General features: G+C 60.8%; 16 protein-coding genes. 12 read left to right on the top strand and 4 right to left on the bottom strand.

All coding sequences use genetic code 11. The features are described from left to right. Positions 1-7 precede the first annotated feature (7 nt). Both CHU95_RS02350 and CHU95_RS02345 read left to right on the top strand, forming a co-directional pair. Positions 8-880, top strand: a complete 873-nt coding sequence (locus CHU95_RS02350; protein WP_094453358.1) for an endonuclease/exonuclease/phosphatase family protein — start codon at positions 8-10, stop codon at positions 878-880. Then, a complete protein-coding gene (locus CHU95_RS02345; RefSeq protein WP_094453356.1) occupies positions 877-1,095 on the top strand; it encodes a hypothetical protein in 219 nt (72 codons plus the stop codon). Before CHU95_RS02350 ends, CHU95_RS02345 begins: the two co-directional genes overlap by 4 nt. Before the next feature lie 68 nt (positions 1,096-1,163). Here the strand turns inward: CHU95_RS02345 and CHU95_RS02340 are convergent, their stop codons facing one another. The 4 genes from CHU95_RS02340 to CHU95_RS02325 all read right to left on the bottom strand — a co-directional run bounded on the left by CHU95_RS02340 (position 1,164) and on the right by CHU95_RS02325 (position 5,195). After that, a complete protein-coding gene (locus CHU95_RS02340; RefSeq protein ID WP_094453354.1) occupies positions 1,164-1,496 on the bottom strand; it encodes a hypothetical protein in 333 nt (110 codons plus the stop codon). Between the two features lie 136 nt (positions 1,497-1,632). Beyond that, a complete protein-coding gene (locus tag CHU95_RS02335; RefSeq protein ID WP_094453352.1) occupies positions 1,633-2,253 on the bottom strand; it encodes a hypothetical protein in 621 nt (206 codons plus the stop codon). A 58-nt stretch (positions 2,254-2,311) separates the two neighbouring features. Further along, positions 2,312-4,396, bottom strand: coding sequence for a hypothetical protein (locus CHU95_RS22275; RefSeq protein ID WP_165771964.1), 2,085 nt, complete (start codon positions 4,394-4,396; stop codon positions 2,312-2,314). Positions 4,397-4,883: 487 nt separating this feature from the next. Continuing rightward, positions 4,884-5,195 (bottom strand): helix-turn-helix domain-containing protein, encoded by a 312-nt coding sequence (locus tag CHU95_RS02325; RefSeq protein WP_094453348.1) that lies wholly within the window; start codon positions 5,193-5,195, stop codon positions 4,884-4,886. A gap of 176 nt (positions 5,196-5,371) precedes the next feature. Here CHU95_RS02325 and CHU95_RS02320 point away from each other — a divergent pair, with 176 nt between their 5' ends. From CHU95_RS02320 to CHU95_RS02275, 10 genes are all read left to right on the top strand, one after another. Continuing rightward, positions 5,372-6,133 carry a hypothetical protein gene (locus tag CHU95_RS02320; RefSeq protein WP_094453346.1) on the top strand — a complete coding sequence of 254 codons (762 nt, stop codon included), beginning with the start codon at positions 5,372-5,374 and terminating at the stop codon, positions 6,131-6,133. Positions 6,134-6,418: 285 nt separating this feature from the next. Beyond that, entirely contained in the window at positions 6,419-8,548 is a 2,130-nt protein-coding gene (locus CHU95_RS02315) for an AAA family ATPase (protein WP_094453344.1), read from the top strand. Positions 8,549-8,895: 347 nt separating this feature from the next. Continuing rightward, a complete protein-coding gene (locus CHU95_RS02310) occupies positions 8,896-9,081 on the top strand; it encodes a hypothetical protein (protein WP_094453342.1) in 186 nt (61 codons plus the stop codon). A gap of 52 nt (positions 9,082-9,133) precedes the next feature. Then, positions 9,134-10,798 (top strand): recombinase family protein, encoded by a 1,665-nt coding sequence (locus CHU95_RS02305; protein WP_094453340.1) that lies wholly within the window; start codon positions 9,134-9,136, stop codon positions 10,796-10,798. 176 nt (positions 10,799-10,974) lie between these two features. Continuing rightward, positions 10,975-12,138: a site-specific integrase gene (locus CHU95_RS02300; RefSeq protein WP_094453338.1), complete on the top strand. Its 1,164-nt coding sequence runs from the start codon at positions 10,975-10,977 to the stop codon at positions 12,136-12,138. 168 nt (positions 12,139-12,306) lie between these two features. Continuing rightward, entirely contained in the window at positions 12,307-13,053 is a 747-nt protein-coding gene (locus CHU95_RS02295; RefSeq protein ID WP_094453336.1) for a hypothetical protein, read from the top strand. 113 nt (positions 13,054-13,166) lie between these two features. Continuing rightward, the gene (locus CHU95_RS02290; protein WP_245837825.1) at positions 13,167-13,409 is read left to right on the top strand and encodes a helix-turn-helix transcriptional regulator; all 243 of its coding nucleotides are present in this window, start codon (positions 13,167-13,169) and stop codon (positions 13,407-13,409) included. 353 nt (positions 13,410-13,762) lie between these two features. After that, positions 13,763-14,962: a hypothetical protein gene (locus CHU95_RS02285; protein ID WP_094453334.1), complete on the top strand. Its 1,200-nt coding sequence runs from the start codon at positions 13,763-13,765 to the stop codon at positions 14,960-14,962. An 85-nt stretch (positions 14,963-15,047) separates the two neighbouring features. Next, the gene (locus CHU95_RS02280; protein WP_094453332.1) at positions 15,048-19,331 is read left to right on the top strand and encodes an Eco57I restriction-modification methylase domain-containing protein; all 4,284 of its coding nucleotides are present in this window, start codon (positions 15,048-15,050) and stop codon (positions 19,329-19,331) included. Between the two features lie 56 nt (positions 19,332-19,387). After that, on the top strand, positions 19,388-20,308 hold the full coding sequence (locus CHU95_RS02275) for a GIY-YIG nuclease family protein (protein ID WP_094453330.1): 921 nt from the start codon (positions 19,388-19,390) through the stop codon (positions 20,306-20,308). Positions 20,309-20,461: the final 153 nt, after the last annotated feature.

Below are 20,461 nucleotides of genomic sequence, written 5' to 3'. Positions count from 1 at the left end.
GATCCGAATGCGCCGCCTGCCCGCCCTGCTCGCCGCCGTCCTGGCCGCTATGTTGCCGGTCGCCGCAGGGGCGGAGGACATCAAGATCGCCACCTGGAACATGGGGTGGCTGACCCTGAGGGCCAGCGAGATCAACGGGCCGAACGCCGACCCCAGGCGAGCAATCTACCAACGCACGGACGAGGACTTCGCCAGGTTGCGGGGCTACGCGGCCAAGCTTGATGCCGACATCGTTGCACTGCAGGAGGTCGATACCGTCGAGGCCGCGGCCAAGGTCTTCGATCCGAACGAATACACGGTCATCCTGGGTGACGAAACGGATTTCCAGCGCGCGGGGTGGGCCATCCGAAAATCGGTCAAGTTCACGCGCATGCCGGACTTCGCAGCGTTGGACTTGTTGGACGGCCGGCCGAGAAGCCTTCGCAAAGGCGTCGACGTCGTCCTTCACCTGCCCAGCGGGGATCTGCGCGCATTGGCCGTCCATCTAAAAAGTGGATGCTTCTCTCCGAAAACCCAGAACGACGCCTGCTCAGTCATCGCTGACCAGATGCCCATACTGTCGGCCTGGATCGACGCGCGCCAGGCCGAAGGAACATCATTGTTGGTCGCCGGCGACTTCAATCGGCGGCTGCGCGACGAGGACCCGCTCTGGAAGGTGCTGGACAACGGCCCGTCGCCGCTGGTGTTGGCCACGGCGGGCAAGGCCAACCACTGCTGGGCGGGCGAATACCCGGAATTCATCGACCAGATCATCCTTGGCGGCCCCGCCGCGCGTCGCGCCAAGGAGGGTTCCTTTGGGGTTCTGGTCTATTCCGAAACGTCCAGGGACGATAAGAAGCGCGTCAGCGACCACTGCCCCGTTGCGATCGAGGTTCGATGAAGTTTCCGCCCCACATCTCCCGCACAGCCGGTGCGCAGGCAATCGCGTCCGTCGCCGCCTTCATCAGCGGCGTCGCTGCGCTGTTGGCATCGATCTTCTGGATGGGATCGGTGCCCTTGCCGTTGGGGATCGCCGGCATCGTGGGCGGATGGCTGCTGTTCGAACTGTCGATGCAGCGCACCGCCAAGGATAACGGCACGGATGTCGGTAGATAATGGTAGCGGCTGTCTTTCACGGTGGGTCGGTTAATGGGAGCTTTACAGCCCCCATTTGTGCCGAGGTTTCACTCGACGACTACCCAACCTGAATCAGCCCGCGTGAATTTCAATTCCGTCGTGCCTCCCGCGTTGTTGAGCCAAGGCCCATCAACCCGCAGCGTAACCGTGCAGGCAAAGACGGTGCTTCCGTTGACCTTGGCACAACTCAATTTCTTGAATTCACTCAGCACGATCTGCTGCCCACCCCCGGCTGCCCGGGTTGCCTCATTTGCCCGGTCGAACTGGGCCTGGATCGCATTGCGCATGTCATCCTCCCCCGGCTCACCACTGCCGCACCCTGTGAGCGTCAGCAGCGGCACCAGAGCCAGCACCCGGCAGTATTTCAAGATATTGCTCATTTTATGTCCTTCAGTCGTGGTCAGTGGTCGAATTGAACCCGCCCCGCCTGCCTGGTCATCGCCAGGGCCATCGGGAAGCTGTAAATGCGGTGGTCGAAAGGCAGCCCTCGGCTGCAATGTCTGCGGCCTGCCTCAATCAGCCGAACGAGTGGCCGCAGGTCTTGAGGTTAGTCGCGAACTCGTCGTAGATCGTTTCCACCAAGTCCTCGTGAAGCCCGGAAACAAGGGTTTCACGGCGCGAGCCGTAGACGAGGTAGATGCAATAGCCATATTGGCGCACGAAGTCCGCATTGGCGACTTGGCTGGCGTTCTGGGTACCGGCGGTGAAGGCCCCGGCCACACCGGAACCATAGTAGACGGCCGACGGCGTCTCCTTTCGCGGCCTAGTCAAGCCCCATCCAATGGACCGGACATGAGCAACATCGAAGAATTTATTGGTCTTCGGAATGGAGATCCGGTTGGCGTCGATCTCAATTCGGGTCGTTGCGATTTGCTTACCCGCCTTAAAGAGCAGCCAAATAATATAGCATACGCCGACCAGAGGCATGATTGTTGAAATAAAGGCCAGGCCAGAATATGGCGATGCTGTTGAGGCAACAACGATCGGCAGAATGATCAGGAGAATCACGCATAGAAAGATTTTACTCCTCCTTGGCTGTTTTACGAATACATCCATGAAGATCTTGTCACCTTCCTTCGTGGTCTTGAAATCATAGATCGGCTCAGCGGCTTGCGGCGGGCGGGCGGAATCAGACATTTGATGCACATCCTTGGGATAGGGCTTCCGAGGGCTGGTTGTCGCGGCAGCGCGCCGATCAGCCGGAATAGGTCCAGTCCAGGCCCAGGTCGCTGGTGGCGACCAACAAACGGCCCTCGCTCTGGCCGTACTGGAGGTAATGCGCCAGGGGATTGACACCGGCGGCCTTCAGGTCGGAATTGGAATCCAGGTATGCGCTGACGTCCAGGTAGGCGCTCGGGTCGCGGCCTTCCCGCCAGCCATAGTTCATGAAGTGGAACCAAGGGTCGACCTTGGCCGCGGCCACGTCGGTGTTCTTGGCCAGATAGTAATCCCGGTCGAACAACGGGGTCAGCGCCCGGCCCTCGGCCTTGCCGTAGGCCAAGTAATGGTCGTAGCCGCTGCGCAGGGCGCCGCTTTCCACGGCCGCCGCCACGTCCGGGTTCATGGCCAGGTAGCCGACTTCGTCATAGAGCGGGTCGAATCGGGCATCGACCGCCACGCGGCCTTCGGCCTGGCCCCACTGCTGCCAATGGGCGAAGCCGGTGGCCAGCGTCCCGCGGGCGACGGCAGCCGCCACGTCGGGGTTCTTGGACAAATAGAAGGTCTCATCGAACCCGCCGCCCAGCTTGACGTCGGCATTCATCCAAAGGCCGACCTTGCCGCCGTCGTTGAAGGCCAGGAATTCAGTGCCCAGGTAGGTGTCGGCGCCTTCGGGACCCGCGACCTTAAAGCTGCCGTCCGCCTGCCGGGCAATGCTGTAGCTGGAGCGCGGGCCGAACAGGCCGGCGACGTCGATGCCAATACCGCCGTCGACATAGTCGTTGCCGCTGCCGGCGACCACCCGGTCGTTGCCGGTGCCCAGGAACAGGCGGTCGTCGCCGGCCGCGCCCCAGATGCTGTCTGCCCCGGCGCTACCGGAAATCTCATTAGCCACCGAATTGCCATTGATGCGGTCGGCCCCGGACCCGCCGCGGACATTCTCGATCGTCCCTACGATGCCCAGGTTGTTTGCACCGCGGTAGGATGCGGCTGACGGGAAAAGGCCAGGGGCAAGGTTCATCCCGATCTCAGCATCCGTAACACGGACGTTGATCGACGAGATGCCGTTCGGCGTCAGGTCGATGGAGGAGCGCATGCTGGAAGCGGACAGGTCGATCGCGTCGATGCCACCTGCGTCATACAGGACTTCACGAAAACCGATGCGCTGATCCCATGTGTAGATGTCATTCCCGGACCGATAGTCGGGATTGGCCCCGTACAGCTTCTGCAGGGCGAGGATGTCCAGCATCCCAAGCGTATCGATCTCGGCAATCAGGTTCGTGTACTGGCCAGTGCTGGACCGGTCGATTCCATAAACCGTGTCATTCGCGTCCGAATAGCCCATCGCCGTGTAAAATTTGTTCTGCGCCGAGTTGGGCAGCACCACAGGGCCATCGAACGGATGCGACAACCCAAGCGCATGGCCGATCTCGTGCCTGACCAGGGTTCCGATCCCCGCCCGCTCAACCGCCGTCAGGCCATCCTTGGCGTAGTTGTCCAAGCCCAGGCGGCGAAAATAGACGTCGCCCGCCTGCTCAATAGCGGTGACACTGATAATGGTTCCGCCGGCATAGTTAGGCTGGAACACAGGATTGTAGCCCAGGCCGCTGGCCGTCAGTTCGGTGACCGCGAAGGACAGCGTCTTGCCGCCGCCGCTGGACGATTCCACAAACGTGATGTTGGTCACGGCCGAGATCTTCGCCAGTTCCTCGACGACGATCTTCCTTTCATCGTCGCTCAACGGCCTGAAACTTGAGGCCGGACCAAAGTAGCCGCCCTCCTTATAGTAGGACGGCAGGGCCGACATAAAATGATACTGGAGGGTCACCGGCGTGCCGAGGCCGGCGTCGGAATTCCTCAGCTGATCCAGGGTGTTCACCCCGGGCTGGCCAACAGCCGCGTCAATGTTCCAGCGCGCCGTGCCGTTGGAAAAGACGCCCGTCGAGGTCTGCGCGTTCCGATACGCGAGGAGTGCGTTCAGGTCGAGGCCGGCGACGCGGTGGAGGCCGGACGCATACTGGACGGTCGGAGGGGAGCCGGCAGCGTGTGGCTCACTGGTATCGGATGAACCCGCGCAGCACGGGCAACCGCTTGGGTGCAATAAAGGTGTGTAGGCGCTCATCTTGTCTCCTCGTGATGACAAGCGCACCTATCCCGAGCCCGGCTGGCGCCGGGCGGTTGGTAACGCGTTCACGAGGACACGCGCCCCGCCGGTTTCCCCGCGAGGGTCTTATATGCCGGTGGGCCGCCCGACATAGCGGGAAGCCTCGTGAACGCGCTATGTGCGCACCGCTTTCGGGTTACCAAGCCCGTCGGCAGCAATGGGAATATGCCATGATGCTCCCCTCACAGGAAACATCATTTGTGACGCACACCCTATCCGCTCCGGCACTAAAGAGCTTGCCATAGGCAAGGTTGAGCGGACATCAGCCGCTAGGCAAATATTTTCTCAAATTCCTACTTTATGAGTATAGTAATATTATCGATGAAAGGCCAAATGACATAATCAAATCACCACAAATTATATAATATATAGTGTCATTATTTAATAATATATATTGCCATTCTATCTGCGTTTATATTTTTCTGTTATTAAGTTGCGTATATTTCTATTGATCGCCCACCAAATCTCGGAGCGCCTGCGCGACAGCGGCCGGTATAGGGACATCACCACTTTCATATCTTGAAATTGTGCGGGTTCGCTTACCGAGGTCGGATGCGAGGTCCTCTTGAGTTCGCCCAAGCTTCTTCCTGAGTTCCCTAAACTCCTCACGCGGCATGGCGCCATCAACCTTTAGCGACAATATGCCAAGCACCCTGCGCACGCGCGACTCTACCGCTGCGGTAAGCCCCTCCTCTTCAAGCACTTCTTGCAGAAGCATGGTCGCCTCTGCAATGCCGTCCCAGTTTGGTCGCGCCATCTGCTTTTCCCCGATCCGCCGCGTTAATTTCGCACCTTATCGCGATCCATCATTTTCACAAGGGCAGGCTCTTGACATTCGACAAAACATGACATATTTCTGTCTAGACATTGAATGTCACGACAAAGAACACCAACCACCGATACCCACCCTCTCAAGCGCGAACGAAAGACCAAATGACCAGTCAAACCACCCCTCCCGTCATCCTCCCTCCGCCCGTCGAGATGCTGATGGACAAAAACATCAACCGCCTCCGCCATCTGCCGGTCCACCCTGATCCGATCGTCCCGAAGTCGCACCTCCGCGCGTACGGGGTGATCACGTCTGCGGTCAGGTCGGACGGCCGTCTGTTGGAGATGGCCTTTGTCGAAGCATTGAAGGCGGTTCCGCATCTGACTGTACTCCGGACCCCCTCCATCTTCATCCCCGGAGCGGTCGATCAGTTCATCAGCGGTAGCGTCAGCCATGAGGCGCTTCTGCAGTCAGATCTGCACTATACGCACGGGATTGGCCGCAAGATCTCGCCCGACGTGCTCATCCTCGATGCAGCACGCAAGGCAATCGACATCTTCGAACTCAAGCGGGGCCTGGCCAAGACCGACGCCGGGAAGACCAGGCAGACAGTTCGGGATCTCCGCTGCGTACGGCTGATCTCCAAGAGCTATGCGCAGGTCATGCTGGACACGACGGTCGTCGAGACGACAGCCGCCGTTTGCTCAATCCACGGGGCGTCGGCAGTGCCGCCGGACCTCCGGATCAGCCTCGAAGAGCTGGAAGCGCGGTACAACGTCAACCTGAAGTCCGTCATCGAGCACACCTACCTGGAGTTCGGCCGGCGCCTGGAAGCTTTGCTTTTCGAACAGGCGCTGGAAGATGATCTGCCGAATCTTATGGCGAGCTTCGAACTCATCGAGCCTGCTTCCGTCTCCGTATACTGATCGTCCCCAGTTTCATCTCATCCTGTCGTGAACCTTTTACCGAGTTCTGCATCACATCGCTGGCCGCCTTGATCGTCCTGAAAACCCAGAAAGGGAAGGGATTTGATCACCCTGAGCGCCGCCTTGCGTCACATCCAGGAACTCGGTCGCCTGCACCTACTGTGCACGCCTTCTGATCCGTGACCTTCACCCTCACGGCCCCCTTCTCCGCATAGAGCAGTTGCCGCCGCCTCTGGGAGCCGGCCACTGCCTTCGCCATGCCTGCATCATCAGGCGTGCACCCCTATGCCCATCCGCACCGCCCGCCGACCATCCGTCAACGGGAACACCCACCCTTTGCCTGTTAAGAGGCCAACCATGACCGATACTGCCACCGATGTGCCGATCACCCTGGCCGCCGCCGCCAAACGATACAACGCTCAGGTCGCCGCTTCCCTCGAGATGGAGCAGGCCCCACGCCCTTCTCCGACGGTTGCGACCGGTGACTGCGCCACCGCATGGGCGATGCTCGATCGCGGCCTCGCCGCATCACCGCAGATCGCTGATGCGCTGGACAAGGGCGGTTGCCTCATCATTGTTGAGGTCCCCGGACTGGACTGGGTTCGCCCTGTCCGCGAAACACTGAAGCTCTACCTTTCCGGCCCCACGGAAATGGATGATGCGCAGTTCACGACAATGATGGAGACCTTGGCTCTCGGTGATGACGAGGAAACGCCGCTTCCGGAAGTACCCGAGGAACCTGTTCGCCCTGAGTGGGCATGGTTCAGCGAGTTAGGGGAAAAGGACAGGCACTGGGCTCCGCACGACATTGACTCCATGACCACGGCATTGGGCAATGGCAAGGGCGTCATCATGCTGGCCTCCCGGCTGGATCGCATGCCTGCATCCGTCAGACATGCCGCGGATCACCATCTGACCCTTCCGACGCTGGACGGCGCCGCAATGACAGTGGCCGCACACGTGCTGACGGGTCACCATCCTTCCATCACCATCGACGATCGCCTCTGCGGCTACCTCAACCCCGATATCCTCCGGTTGTCACGGCGGCTGGGAGAAGACGGCGATGCCTGGATCCGGCGCCTGCGGTCTTTCGCGAGCCTCGCATCGCAAGCCGTCCCCTATGATGGCCCCAAGTTGGTCGATCTTCACGGCATGGATGACGCGAAGGCATGGGGCCTTAACCTAGTCCATGATCTCAAGGAGTACCTGGCTGGACGCTTGCCCTGGAAGGAAGTTGACAGGGGGTGCCTGTTGGTTGGCCCCACTGGCACGGGCAAGACGTCGTTCGCGCGAATCTTGTCAGGGACAGCCGGGCTGCCGCTTGTGACCGGATCGCATAGCTTATGGCAGGCGGCGGGGCACCTTGGTCTGATGCTAGCGGCAATGCGCCGGACGTTTGAACAGGCACGGGCGCAGGCCCCCTGCATCCTGTTCATCGATGAGATTGACGCCTTCCAGGACCGGCAATCCCTGCGGAGCAACCAGAGGGACTATAGTCTCCAGGTCGTCAATGCCCTTCTTGAGGCGACCGACGGAACCCTCGCGCGGGACGGGGTTGTCCTGCTGGCGGCAGCCAACGGCCTGTCAGTCGACCCGGCGTTGGTCAGGCCTGGCAGGCTCGACAGGGTGATCATGGTGTCCTTGCCCGATGACCAGGCGCTGGCCGGAATCCTGCGCCAGCATCTCGGTCCCGATCATCTCCCCGGTGTTGACCTTCTCCCCTTTGTGTCAGGCATGACGGCATCCGGCGCCGATGCCGAGCTTTGGGCTCGTGATGCGAAGCGTGAGGCCCGCCGCGCCGGGAGGTCACTGACGCCCGAGGATTTGTTGGCGCATATCCCTCGTCCAGAAACCGTTTCCCCCGATCTGCATTTCAGGGTCGCCGTGCATGAGGCTGGCCATGCTGTGGCCGCCGCCGTCGAGCTGCCGGGCAAGGTCCAGATCGTCAAGGTTCACGGCGACCATGCCGGTGTTCGGTTCGAACTGGGCCAGTTCGACACAGAGGCCGACGCCCGTGCGCACATCCGCATCCTGCTGGCGGGTCGCGCGGCAGAAGAGCTACGCCTGGGAGCTGCGGGTTTCGGGGCCGGTGGCCCGGTGAACAGCGATCTCGCGCGCGCCACCAGCCTTGCAGCCGCTATGTTGGCGGGCCATGGATTCGGCGACCAACTGCTGTGGCTTGGCAACGCCGTCCCCGAGAATACCCACTCGCTCTTGTCTGCTCACCCCACCTTGGCAGAACAGGTCGGCCGGATGCTGGCCGAGGAGCATGAACGGGTGTTGGCGCTTCTTCGACCACGCCTGCCGGCCATCGACCAGGCGGCCGCTATTCTGGTCGAGCGTGGCAGCATGTCGGGTCACGAACTGGAAGAGCTTGTCGCGGCCATGCCCATCAGCACCGAAGCGGCACCATGATCCAAGGCCACCCATGGGGGGCTCTTTCGCCCCCGTGGGTAGATATCTCCACCATGTCTTTGGTGATAACAGAAAGGGGGCGTCCATATGAATCGGTGGCCGGCCGCTGCCAAGTGGTGACGTTCGAATGGAGGTTCCGGGCCCCTGACGCCCCCTATTCAAATAGGGACGGCATAGATGGTTGGATCTCGGCACCACGCCAAGCCCCAACCAGACATGCGCATGACGCATATGTAAGCCGCGTTTCTTGATGGTCAGATGAAGGGTGGGCCAAGTCTGGGTGCTGGAGCATATCGCCGGGGAATGGGACGCGCTGTGCGTCCTTCACGGCCCAGAGTGCTAAGCACATGATCCATCTCCGCCTTGTAATTCCGCCCGCCAACGATGGCAACAAAAAGCCGCTCAACGCCTATACCGATACGCTTGATCCCGCGGTACTCGTGGTGGCCGCTGCTCTCGGTCGCAAGATCGCTCGGGACCTGATCGCCGCGGCGACCGCGAACGACAAGCGCTCCCACCCTGACGAAGCGTGATAGCCTTCTGTTCAGGAAGGTTGCTCCCCCATCCCCGTAAAGCCGGTGACTCATGAGCCTCCGCACAGCTATTTATGCCCGCTATTCGTCCGATCAGCAGAGCGCCTCCTCTATTCAGGACCAGTTCCGCATCTGCCGCGAACAAGCCGCCCGCGATGGCTGGCAAGTGATCGGCACCTATCAGGACGCCGCCATCAGCGGCGCTTCCCTGACCTTGCGCCCCGGCATCCAGACACTGCTCCAGGACGCACAAGCCCGCAAGATCGACATCGTGCTGGCCGAGGCCCTGGACCGTTTGAGCCGTGACCAGGCCGACACCGCCATCCTGCATAGGCAGCTCCAGTTTGCCGGCGTCAAGATCATCACCCTTGCGGAAGGCGAGATCAGCGAGTTACACGTGGGCCTTAAGGGTACCATGAATGCCTTATTTTTGAAGGACTTAGCAGCAAAGACTCATCGTGGCTTGCGGGGACGCGTCGAAAAGGGCAAGGCCGGTGGCGGCCTTTGCTTCGGCTATGATGTCATCAAGGAACTCGGGCCCGACGGCGAACCTGTCCGCGGCGGAAGGCGCATCAATGAAGCGGAGGCAACAACCGTCAGACGGATCTTCCAGGAATTCGCCCAGGGCATCAGCCCCCGAACCATCGCGGCCAACCTGAACAAGGATGGCGTGCCCGGCCCCAATGGCAAGCTGTGGGGCGACACGACAATTCGTGGGCATGCGATCAGGGGAACAGGCACGCTCAACAACGAACTCTATTCCGGCGTGCTGGTTTGGAACAAGGTTCGCTATATTAAGGATCCGGCAACCGGCAAGCGTGTTCCCCGTCTGAATCCAGAAAGCGCCTGGATCAGGACGGAAGTGCCGGACTTGAGGATCATTGATGATGAGCTTTGGCAGGCAGTGCGACAGCGCCAGCAGGCGCTGGCCATTCAATTCGAACCGTCCATCAAAGCCAGCCGGGAGGCGCACGCCAACCGGCTGAACGACCGGCACCGGCCCAGCTTCCTGTTGTCCGGCCTGCTCAAATGCGCCCGGTGCGGCGACAATTACGGCATCATCACCTACGATCGCTACGGCTGCCTCAACCGCTACCGGCGCGGCACCTGCGAGAACAGCCACACCGTCAAGCGCCAGGAGATCGAAGCCCGTGTGCTGAACGGGCTACGCCACAATCTGGTCTCCCCCGAAGCTGTCGAGACGGCTATTCGGAATGGGGTTGAACTGGTCAACCGCTCCAACCGTGAGCTGCGCGCCCGGCAGTTGGATGACCGGCAGGCCCTGGCCAAGGTGCAACGCGGCATCGACGCCATCACGGCGGCCGTCGAGGACGGGCTTTATCAGCCGTCCATGAAGGCCCGGCTGGCAGACCTGGAACAGCAGAAGACCCAGCTTGCAGCCCGGCTGTCGGAAGCGCCAGCCGTCATGCCCGACATCCACCCCAACGTCGCCGGCCTCTACGCCAGGATGATCGAGCGCCTGACAATGGCACTAGAGGATGCCACCACGCGGAACGAGGCCATGGAAGCGATCCGGTCGCTAATCGACAAGGTAGTGATCACGCCTGGCGCTCGTCGCGGCGAGGTACAGGCCGAACTTCACGGCAAGTTGGCTGAGATCCTGAACGCAACAACCCGTCCAGCCGGGGCTGGACGGGTTGTTATAACGTCAGTGGATGCGGGGGCAGGATTTGAACCTGCGGCCTTCAGGTTATGAGTTTGGCTCCCCGTTTGCGCTGATTTCCGCCTGATTGTCGGGTGCTGCTATAAAGCCAGGAAATCCGCGCGTTTCACGACATGGATAGACCGCTGGATTGCTCCAATCCGGGCCGGATTTCGCCATCTTCTGCTTCCACGGTGCTTCCACGGCCATCATGGAAGCAGGCGGTTCCCATGCCCAAACTGACCAAGCGGATTATCGACAGCGCGGAACCGAAAGACACGGACTATTTCATCTGGGATGAGGAAATCCCAGGCTTCGGCGTGCGCGTCCTGCGCACGGGCAAGAAATCGTATGTGGTCCAGTACCGGGCCGGTGGGCGGACGCGGCGATACAGCTTTTCCCAGCATGGCGTGATGACAGCGGACGAAGCCCGCAAGCAGGCGCGCGAGTTGCTGGTATCCGTCGATAAGGGGGAGAACCCGTCAGAGGAAGCCCGGACACAGCGACTTGCCCCGACCATGGCGGACCTTTGCGAACGGTTCATGGACGAACATGTTCGGCACCGCTGCAAACCCAGCACCCAGGGCGAATATCGCCGCGCCGTCGAATTGTTCATCAAACCGGAAATCGGGTCGCACAAGGTACAGGACGTGACCAGGGCCGATATCGCCCGCCTGCACCATAAGCACCGCGATACGCCTTATCAGGCCAACCGCACCTTGGGCGTTCTGTCCAAGCTGTTCAATCTGGCGGAAGTCTGGAACCTGCGCCCCGACGGTTCCAACCCCTGTCGGCATGTGAAGAAATACCGAGAGGAGAAGCGGGAACGCTTCCTGTCACCCGACGAACTGAACCGGTTGAGCACGGCCTTGAACGACGCGGAACGGGACGGGAGCGAGGGCGTGCATTTCATCGCCGCCATCCGGCTGCTGATCCTGACCGGCTGTCGGCTGGGGGAAATCCAGACCCTGAAATGGTCCTACATACAGCCCGGATATCTGGCCCTGCCCGACAGCAAGACGGGGGCGAAGAAAGTCTATCTGGGGGAAGCGGCCATGGAGGTGCTGGACGCTGTGCCCCGGCTGCCCGGCAATCCCTATGTGATCTGCGGCGCCGTAGAAGGTCAGCACCTGCAAGACCTGCAAAAGCCATGGCGTCGGCTGCGGCAGCGGGCGGGCCTGCCCGATCTGCGCATTCACGACCTGCGTCATTCCTTTGCATCGGCGGCCGTGGGCATGGGCGAGAGCCTGCCCATGATCGGCAAGTTGCTGGGACACAGCCAGGTGCAGACGACAGCGCGGTATGCCCATTTGGCCGATGATCCCCTGCGGGCTTCGTCGGAACGGGTATCGGCCCTGCTGGCCGCCCGTATGAAGGGACCGCCGGCGGGGTGACGCACACCCTGTCTCGTTCCGTATGTACGTAGGGCGCGGGCTCCCCTTCATACGTACATACGGGATGGCATCGCCCCCCGTGCTGGCCCCGCCCTATACAGCTATATAGCTGCGTCCCTATATAGCCGGCCCGGCCCGCTCACCCTCTCTCAGTTGAAAGCCGGGCTGATGACCAAGAAGCATATGCCACGGTGGGGTTATGACGGCAGACGGTGGCAGACTGAACGCCCGCCGATCTTCACACCCGACCATATGCAACGCCTCTGTACTGAATTCGCCATCCCAGAAGACAAGTGCGAGGCCATCCGCAAGCATCTGGAAGGGGCTGCCGACGTATTCTTTCATTGGCGGCAGAATGTGGACGAAGCACCAAAGCCGGGGGAATGCCGGGCTGCACTGACGGAAATTGCCGACCTGACAGAGCGGTTGCGCGATTGCTTATCCCGTATGGATACCAGGACCCAATCGGCTTTCTGGTTTCCAGAAACGGCCTTGGCATCGGCTGTGATGCGGGGGGCCACCGAAACATCATTCGGACATAAGATCGAACGGCGGACCATCGACGATACTGTCGAGATCGTGTGGCACGAGGACCCCGCCAGCCTGCTCCGCGCGGTGACCATCCTGCATAACTATGCTCTGCAAGGGCTGGAACGCCTCCCCGACGATCCGGGCGGGCAACGACAGCTTTGGGGCCTGCGCCATTGGATCGGCAATCTCCATATCCTGTGGACCGGTATCCTGGGGCGTAAATTCACCGTCGATAGCCATCAGGGAGAGCCGGTTTCCGAGGCGGCCCGCTTCTGTGTCGCCACAACCCGGTTGACCGCCCCCGATCTCACCAACGGCCAGATTTTCACGGCAATGCAGCGCCAACGGCGCACACGGCAAAGGCCGTCAAGCCCGACCACTTGAAAGTACCGGGGGCAAAAACCGACCGGGTACTTTCAAGTGGTTCGACGTGACCGCCGCGCCCGGCTCTGTCTGAATTGGGTCATCGAAACCCACGCCAGACAGGAGGTTCCGCCGTGCATCAGCAGACCACCCCCACCCAAGACAAAGACCATCTCGACCGCCTGATCGGCGAGATCGAGGCGGCATCCTTCATCGGTTATACCGTCCGTGCCTTGCAGAACTGGCGGGTGCGCGGTGGCGGGCCGCGCTTTGTGAAGGTGTCCGCCCGTTCCATCCGCTATCGCCGCCGCGACCTGATCGCCTGGGCCGAAGCGCTGCTGGTTTCCAGTACGTCTGACATGTCAAAGGCCGCCTGATCTGCCATCGGCACGCACATACCGAGTTTTCGCCGTGCGGGGCTGGCCGCACCGCACGGTGTTTTGGGGCCGGAAGGCTCAAAAAGAGGAAAGGGGGCGGAAATCATCCGCCCCCTTTTCCACAAGCGCCCCACCGCTCCCCCCTGCCCCGCCCGCCACGGGCACCCCGGCAGACATTGGGGCCGAACGCCCCCTCCCCGGCCCCAAAACAAAAGCGGCCACGGGCCCGAAGGGCCAAACCCAAAGCCAGCCCGCGACAGCGGGCACGAAACCAATAACCCGCCCACCATTGGGCAAGAGGGGGGTCCTTGTAGCACCCCCCTCTAGAACCGCAGACAAGAGGGCACCAACCGATGAGCCTGAAACCCTTTTACTGGAATTTCGACGGCCTGGACGTCACCTTTCAAGGCCGCATCCCGCAAGCCATGGTGGATCGGCTGGAGGAAGCCAAGGCCGACGCCATCGCCACCAAGGCCGCCGTCCTGCTGGAATGGCAGGACGAACCAATGCACGTTGCCGAAAGCGGAGCCAAGGGCGGTTACGCCTTCCGCTGTGATACCGGCCCCGTGGGCATGACATGGTTTTTCAGCCGCAACCAAAAGCCCGACAACTGGGGTATCCGCGTTTCCACCAAATCCAACGCCCTGGCATCCATGGGGCTGGGTGGGGTACGAGCGGAGATGCACCGCTTCCTGTCCGCCATCGGGGCCGACGTGCTGAAAGCGTCCATCTCCCGCGTGGATTACTGCCTGGATTTCGTGGCATCGGATATCGAGGCCACCACGGGGGAGGCCTTCATCCTGAACCCCACCGCCTTTGTCATGCATTCCCACACCAGCCGCGCCGATCATGACGATGATGGCGGCATGTCGATGCATGGCGTCTCGGGCCGCTACACCTCCGTCACCTGTGGCAAGATGCCGGGCCGGCAAATCATCCTGTACGAGAAATCACGCGAAGTACGGCAGAAACAGAAGCGCGAATGGTGGGCGCATTGGAACGCCGCCCGCAACCGCCAGAGCCTACCCGCCTTGTCGGGGGATGAAACCATCTGGCGGCTGGAATTGCGGGCCGGCAAGGCGCACCTGAAGGACCGTTGGGGCATCCGCACGTGGGCGGACCTGGATACCAAGCTGGGCGACCTCTACGCCCGCGCGCTGGCCGATATCCGCTACACGATCCCGAACCTGTCCGACAGCGAGCGCTGTCGTTGGCTGGATCATCCGCTGTGGGAGGCCGTGCGCCATATAGTCACCACCGACCTGTTTGAGATGACGACGGGAGCGGAGCCAAACGTCGTCAAGGCTGTAAAGCGGGAACAGGTAATGCAGACGGTAGCAGCACACATTCAGGGCATGACCGCCACCTACTCCATCGCTGCCGATCTGGAACCGGATGACGCCGACAGCATCGCAGCGGAAGTGGCCTCCATGGTCCACACCCATATCCGCACCAACCGCAACCGGTTCGAGGCCAGCCGCGAAAGAGCAGCCAAACGCTACCGGTTCATTGAAAATCCACAAGCTGACCCGGTATCGCCATCGGTAGCGTGATCGGGATTGATCCCATCCCCACCGAATCAGTTCCATCTAGAGGCGAATTCCCCTAATTCTGATCCATCTGGTTCGATGGGGATGGATGATGATCCGAGGCGGTCTTTTCACGCGGGATTTCCTGGCCGAAGGCATTCTGGAAACCGACGCCTGGAAGGCACTGGACAGTGACACCTTCGCCGCCATCGAAAAGGCGCTGCGGGGGCTGTTTGCCGGCATCCAGACGAAGAAGCAGCCAACGGAAGCCGATACCGAAAAGCACCTGATCTGGCCGACGCTGGAGGCCATCGGCTGGCCTGAACACCTGATCCGCATTCAACAGAAACTATCCGCCAAGGGACGGAGCGACGTACCCGACGCCCTGCTGTTCTCAGACGAAACAGCGGAGCGGACAGCCGCGACCCTGGACGCCCATCAACGGTTTCAGCATGGGGCCTGCATTGTGGAGGCCAAGCGCTGGGGCCGCCTGCTGGACCGTGAAGGTGGGACCAGGGACATGGGCGTCCCTTCCTCACAGATGCTGCGCTATCTGCGTCGGGTCGAAGACCTGGGGCAGGGCAAGCTGCGTTGGGGCATGCTGACCAATGGCGGGCAGTGGCGTCTATATTTCCAGGGCGCGGTGTCCGTAGCGGAAGATTTCTTTGAAATCGACCTGTCCGCAGTTCTGGGCTTCCGCGACCTTGACCTTGTCGACCGCCAATCGCTGGCCATCGCGGACCCGGAACAGGCCCGCACCCATGCCCTGCGTTTGTTCATCCTGTTCTTCGGGCGCGCGGCGTTTCAGCCGGTGGATGCCGGACGCACCTTCCACAATCTGGCCCTTGAAAAGGGTCGGTTCTGGGAAGAACGGGTGGCCCGCGACCTGTCCCGGACGGTCTTTGATGAAGTCTTCCCCCAACTGGTCAATGCGCTGGCCAAGGCGGACAAAGAACGGCCTGAAAAGGGGCTGGATGCGCCCTATCTGGACGCCCTGCGCCATGACGCCCTGATCCTGCTCTACCGTCTGTTGTTCGTGCTGTATGCTGAAGACCGTAACCTGCTACCCGATGAAAGCGGCCCCTATGCCGAGGTGGCGTTGACCCGGCTTCGGTTGGCCGTCGCCGAGCGTCGGCAATCGGGCCGCGCCTATACGGGTGCTACTCGCGAAATCTGGGGACGGCTGGAGGATATCTTCTCTGCCATTGCCAAAGGCAACGATGATCTGGGCATTCCACCCTACAATGGCGGCCTATTCGCCCCGGAACGGGCACCCATCCTAGGCCGTGTGCGCCTGTCCGACGCGGTGATGGCGGATGTGCTGTTCCGCCTGTCGCATCTGCATATGGGCGAGGAACGGCCCAAATACATCAATTATCGCGACCTGTCGGTGCAACAACTTGGGTCCGTCTATGAGGGCCTGCTGGAACAGGGCCTACGTGTCGCTGATGATGGCAGCGTCGTTATCGATGCTGACCCCACGGCCCGCAAGGATAGCGGTTCCTACTACACGCCAGAAGAACTGGTCACCCTGGTCATTCACCGGACGGTCGGCCCCCTGGTCAAGGATCGGCGCGACCGTTTCACGGACCTCGCAACCGAACTGAAATCCGACAAGGGATCGATCGCCGACCGTCTGTCGCGGCTGGCCGCCGTCGATCCCGCCAGCGCCATGCTGGACCTGAAAATCTGCGACCCCGCCATGGGGTCCGGCCATTTCCTGGTGACCCTGGTCGATTGGCTGGCGGATGAGGTGCTGGCCGCCATGGATGAGGCCACAGCACAGGTGGATTGGGGTGCCTACGCGTCCCCGCTGGCCGCGCGCATCGCCGGCATCCGGCAGGAAATCGCCACCAATGCCGAACGCCATGGCTGGCCCCTGAAACAGGACCAGTTGGACGACCGCCACATCGTTCGCCGCATGATCCTGAAACGGGTTGTGCATGGGGTGGATAAGAACCGCATGGCCGTGGAACTGGCCAAGGTGTCACTGTGGCTGCACAGCTTCACGGTCGGTGCCCCCTTATCCTTCCTGGATCACCATCTGCGCTGGGGCGACAGTGTGGTGGGTGCCTGGACACGGCCCGTGTTAGACATGGTGCAGAATCGTGGTGCCCTATTCCGTCCCGGCCTGATGCAGCAGGTGGAACGGGCTGCCACCGGCATGAGGCGGGTGGAAGAAAGCAATGACAGCGACCTGTCAGAGGTCGCGGCATCCGAACGCGCCTTTGACAGCGTGGAACAGGATACCGCCCCCGTCGCCGCCTTCTTCTCCCTGTTGACGGCGGAACGCATGTTGGGCGTGCTGGACGGTGTTCCGGCCAAGGAGCCGGCCCCCATTCCCATGCTGCGCAAGGCGGGCAAGACCGAAAAGATCATCGACAAGGCCCGCACCGACCATCGCGCTTGGGACCGTGCCATCGCCTGGAAATCAGCCCTCAGCGGGGCGTTCGGTGACCCGGTGGATTTGGCCAGTGGCAAAGCGGAACTGGCATCGGCGAAACTGCGCAAGGCATCGCCGGACCTTCCCCCCTATCCGCCGGAACAAGCCGGGGAGGAACCGGCGTTGCGGGCCGGCGACCGCCATCGCCTGATCGCCGACCATTGGCTACGGCAGGCGCGCGAACTGGCGGCCCGACATCAGTTCCTGCATTGGGAAATCGCGTTCCCCAATATCTGGCGCAACCTGACCAGCAACACGCCCGATGGTGGCTTTGACGCCATCATCGGTAATCCGCCCTATGTGCGGCAGGAATTGTTGGGGGAGATCAAGCCGGCCCTGAAGCCACTGCCCGACGACCCGGCCCTGTCCCGCCCGCTGGACGGCGATCTGCCGGAGAAATGGGCCAATTGGCGTCGCACATTGCTACAGGCCCGTGCCGGCTTTGTGTCCTTTAACGGTGTGGCCGACCTCTATGTTTACTTCTATGAACAAGGCCTGCGCCTGCTGCGGCCCGGCGGGCGTATGGGTTATGTCGTCACCAACAAATGGCTGAAGGCCGGTTACGCCGAAGAACTGCGCGACCTGTTCGCGGAGGCCGGATGGGTCGAATTCATTGCCGATTTCGGGCATGCCAAACGCTTCTTCCCCGACGCTGACGTCTTTCCGTCCGTCCTGATCGTGCGCCGACCGGGGGATGAAACCCCGCCGGATTTGACCGGCGTTTGTGTCATCCCCCGTGATGCCGTCCCGGAAAAGGGGCTGGAAGCGGTGGTGGAAGCAGCAACCTATCCCTTGCCCCGCGCCGGCTTCACCCGGCAAAGCTGGACCCTGGAACCACCCGCTGTCATGGCCCTGCTGGACAAAATCCGCCGCAATGGCGTGCCGCTGGCGGAATATGCGGGGGTGAAGCCGCTTTATGGGATCAAGACCGGCTTCAACGAAGCCTTCCTGATCGACACGCCCACCCGCGACCGGCTGGTGGGCGAAGACCCCGGCTGTGCGGAAATCATCAAGCCCTATCTGCGGGGGCAGGACATCGGACGGTGGATCGCGCCCTGGCAGGGCTTGTGGATGATCTTTGCCCGCCGGGGTATCGACATTGATCGCTATCCGTCGGTGAAGCGTCATCTACAACAATTCCGCGTCCAATTGGAACCGAAACCGAAGGATTGGCGGCCACTTTCAGCCGATGAAAAATGGTCGGGGCGGAAGGAAGGCAATTATGCTTGGTATGAGATACAGGATTCAGTTGATTACTGGGAAAATTTCAATGATTCAAATATTGCAATTAAGAGAATATCATTTTACTCCGAATTTTCTCTTAATATTGATTGCAAATATGTGAATGACTCTGCAATTATTTTAAACTCCCAAGACAGTTGGTTACTCTCAGTTATGCATAGCCCAGCAATGTGGTTTTACATGTTCAAGAAATTTCCTCACAAAAAAGATGAAGCACTGGCAATGGATATTCCATATGTCGAAAGTATGCCGATACCCATCGCGTCTATCAATGCATCCAATTTTTCCGATGAGGCAGTCTCGAAGTCAATATTGCTAACCAATGGAATTCAAAAATCAAATCACACAATACATAGTTGGCTCCATCACGAGTTTGGAGTAGAGAAGCCCGGTCGCGTCCTTGAGGCTCCCCATGAACTGGACGAAGATGGCTTCGTGCAAGCCGTTAAGTCTGTCCTTCCGAAGAAGCGCCGGCTATCAGCGGCCGATATCGGTGAACTGCAGCGTGAATACCGCGAAACCGTGCGGCCCGCGCGGGAAGCGGCGGCGGAATTGCTGCGTCTGGAACGCCGGCTGTCCGACATGGTGAACGCTGCCTATGGGTTAACACCCGACGAGGTGCAGTTGATGTGGGAGACGGCACCGCCACGCATGCCCCTCAACCCTGAACAGGAACTGCAACGGCTGCGGAATGCCGCCCCTGAATAGACGTCGCTGAACGTCCAGCAGCCCGTCCCCATCCTGCCCAAGGCGATAACAACAGCATGAGCGATCCCTTTACCATCCGCATTTACGTACCCGATGGCGATCCGGAAGCTGTGCGGATCATTGATCGTATGAATTGGACGGGTCTAGGCATCGTCTTCCCGCGTGGCAAGTGGCCGGAGGTCCGGCAACGTTGGGAGCAGTTGCGCGGGGCGGGCGTCTATATTCTGGTCGGCTATGGCAATCAGGATGATGATCTGCCCACGCTCTATATTGGTCAGGCCGATGGTGTGCGCAGCCGAATTGAAACCCACTACCAGAAGAAGGATTTCTGGGATTGGGGCGTGGTCTTCGTGTCCAACAGCGCTGGCCTGAACCGTGCCCATGTCACTTGGCTGGAACATGCTCTGGTCAAGCGGGCGAACGAGGCGAAGCGCTGCCATCTCGACAATGGCAACGCCCCGCAGGAACCGGCATTGAGCGAAGCGGAAAAGGCTGACACCCGCGCGTTTCTGAAGGAAGTGCTTCAAATCCTGCCGCTGGTAGGGCTGCGGGCCTTTGAGATACCGAAGGCGGTGGCAGAGCCAAAGGCCATCGACCCCGCCCTGCTGCCGCAAGTGAACAGGGCCAAACCCGACACCATCATCGTGCCGGCACAGAAGGACGGTTTCGAGAAGGTCTTCTTGGGCGAAGATTGCTGGTATGCCGTCAGAATTTCAGGCGGGATGCTCGATAACATCAAGTATGTCGCCGGCTACCAGACCCATCCGGTTTCGGCCATAACGCACTATGCGCCGGTTTCACGGATTGAACCCTATGGCGAGGAAGGAAAGTTCAAGCTGGTCTTTTCCGGCAAGGCAAAACCCATTGGCCCCATTCCCTACGGGGACGCACCCTCAGGCGCGATGCAAAGCCCCCGCTACACGACATTCGCCAAGCTTCAGACGGGAAAGAAGCTTTCTGATCTGCTGAGCAGGTGAAATGGGGCCAAGCGCCATTCTCCACGCGCTTCCGCCATGCTTCCACGCTGTTTGCATCTTCCGCGACCCAAAAGCAAAAAGCCCCGTAACCTATTGAGGTTACGGGGCTTAATTGGATGCGGGGGCAGGATTTGAACCTGCGGCCTTCAGGTT

Origin of the sequence: Niveispirillum lacus, from assembly GCF_002251795.1 — a bacterium.
Taxonomy (GTDB): Bacteria; Pseudomonadota; Alphaproteobacteria; order Azospirillales; family Azospirillaceae; genus Niveispirillum; species Niveispirillum lacus.
Note: the sequence above shows the minus strand (reverse complement) of the source record. Positions and strands in the feature narration are given on the sequence as shown.

Coding starts and splice junctions, on each gene's coding strand:
- CHU95_RS02350 (WP_094453358.1), top strand. CDS start 8: ATGCGCCGCCTGCCCGCCCTGCTCGCCGCCGTCCTGGCCGCTATGTTG.
- CHU95_RS02345 (WP_094453356.1), top strand. CDS start 877: ATGAAGTTTCCGCCCCACATCTCCCGCACAGCCGGTGCGCAGGCAATC.
- CHU95_RS02340 (WP_094453354.1), bottom strand. CDS start 1,496: ATGAGCAATATCTTGAAATACTGCCGGGTGCTGGCTCTGGTGCCGCTG.
- CHU95_RS02335 (WP_094453352.1), bottom strand. CDS start 2,253: ATGTCTGATTCCGCCCGCCCGCCGCAAGCCGCTGAGCCGATCTATGAT.
- CHU95_RS22275 (WP_165771964.1), bottom strand. CDS start 4,396: ATGAGCGCCTACACACCTTTATTGCACCCAAGCGGTTGCCCGTGCTGC.
- CHU95_RS02325 (WP_094453348.1), bottom strand. CDS start 5,195: ATGGCGCGACCAAACTGGGACGGCATTGCAGAGGCGACCATGCTTCTG.
- CHU95_RS02320 (WP_094453346.1), top strand. CDS start 5,372: ATGACCAGTCAAACCACCCCTCCCGTCATCCTCCCTCCGCCCGTCGAG.
- CHU95_RS02315 (WP_094453344.1), top strand. CDS start 6,419: ATGCCCATCCGCACCGCCCGCCGACCATCCGTCAACGGGAACACCCAC.
- CHU95_RS02310 (WP_094453342.1), top strand. CDS start 8,896: ATGATCCATCTCCGCCTTGTAATTCCGCCCGCCAACGATGGCAACAAA.
- CHU95_RS02305 (WP_094453340.1), top strand. CDS start 9,134: ATGAGCCTCCGCACAGCTATTTATGCCCGCTATTCGTCCGATCAGCAG.
- CHU95_RS02300 (WP_094453338.1), top strand. CDS start 10,975: ATGCCCAAACTGACCAAGCGGATTATCGACAGCGCGGAACCGAAAGAC.
- CHU95_RS02295 (WP_094453336.1), top strand. CDS start 12,307: ATGACCAAGAAGCATATGCCACGGTGGGGTTATGACGGCAGACGGTGG.
- CHU95_RS02285 (WP_094453334.1), top strand. CDS start 13,763: ATGAGCCTGAAACCCTTTTACTGGAATTTCGACGGCCTGGACGTCACC.
- CHU95_RS02280 (WP_094453332.1), top strand. CDS start 15,048: ATGATGATCCGAGGCGGTCTTTTCACGCGGGATTTCCTGGCCGAAGGC.
- CHU95_RS02275 (WP_094453330.1), top strand. CDS start 19,388: ATGAGCGATCCCTTTACCATCCGCATTTACGTACCCGATGGCGATCCG.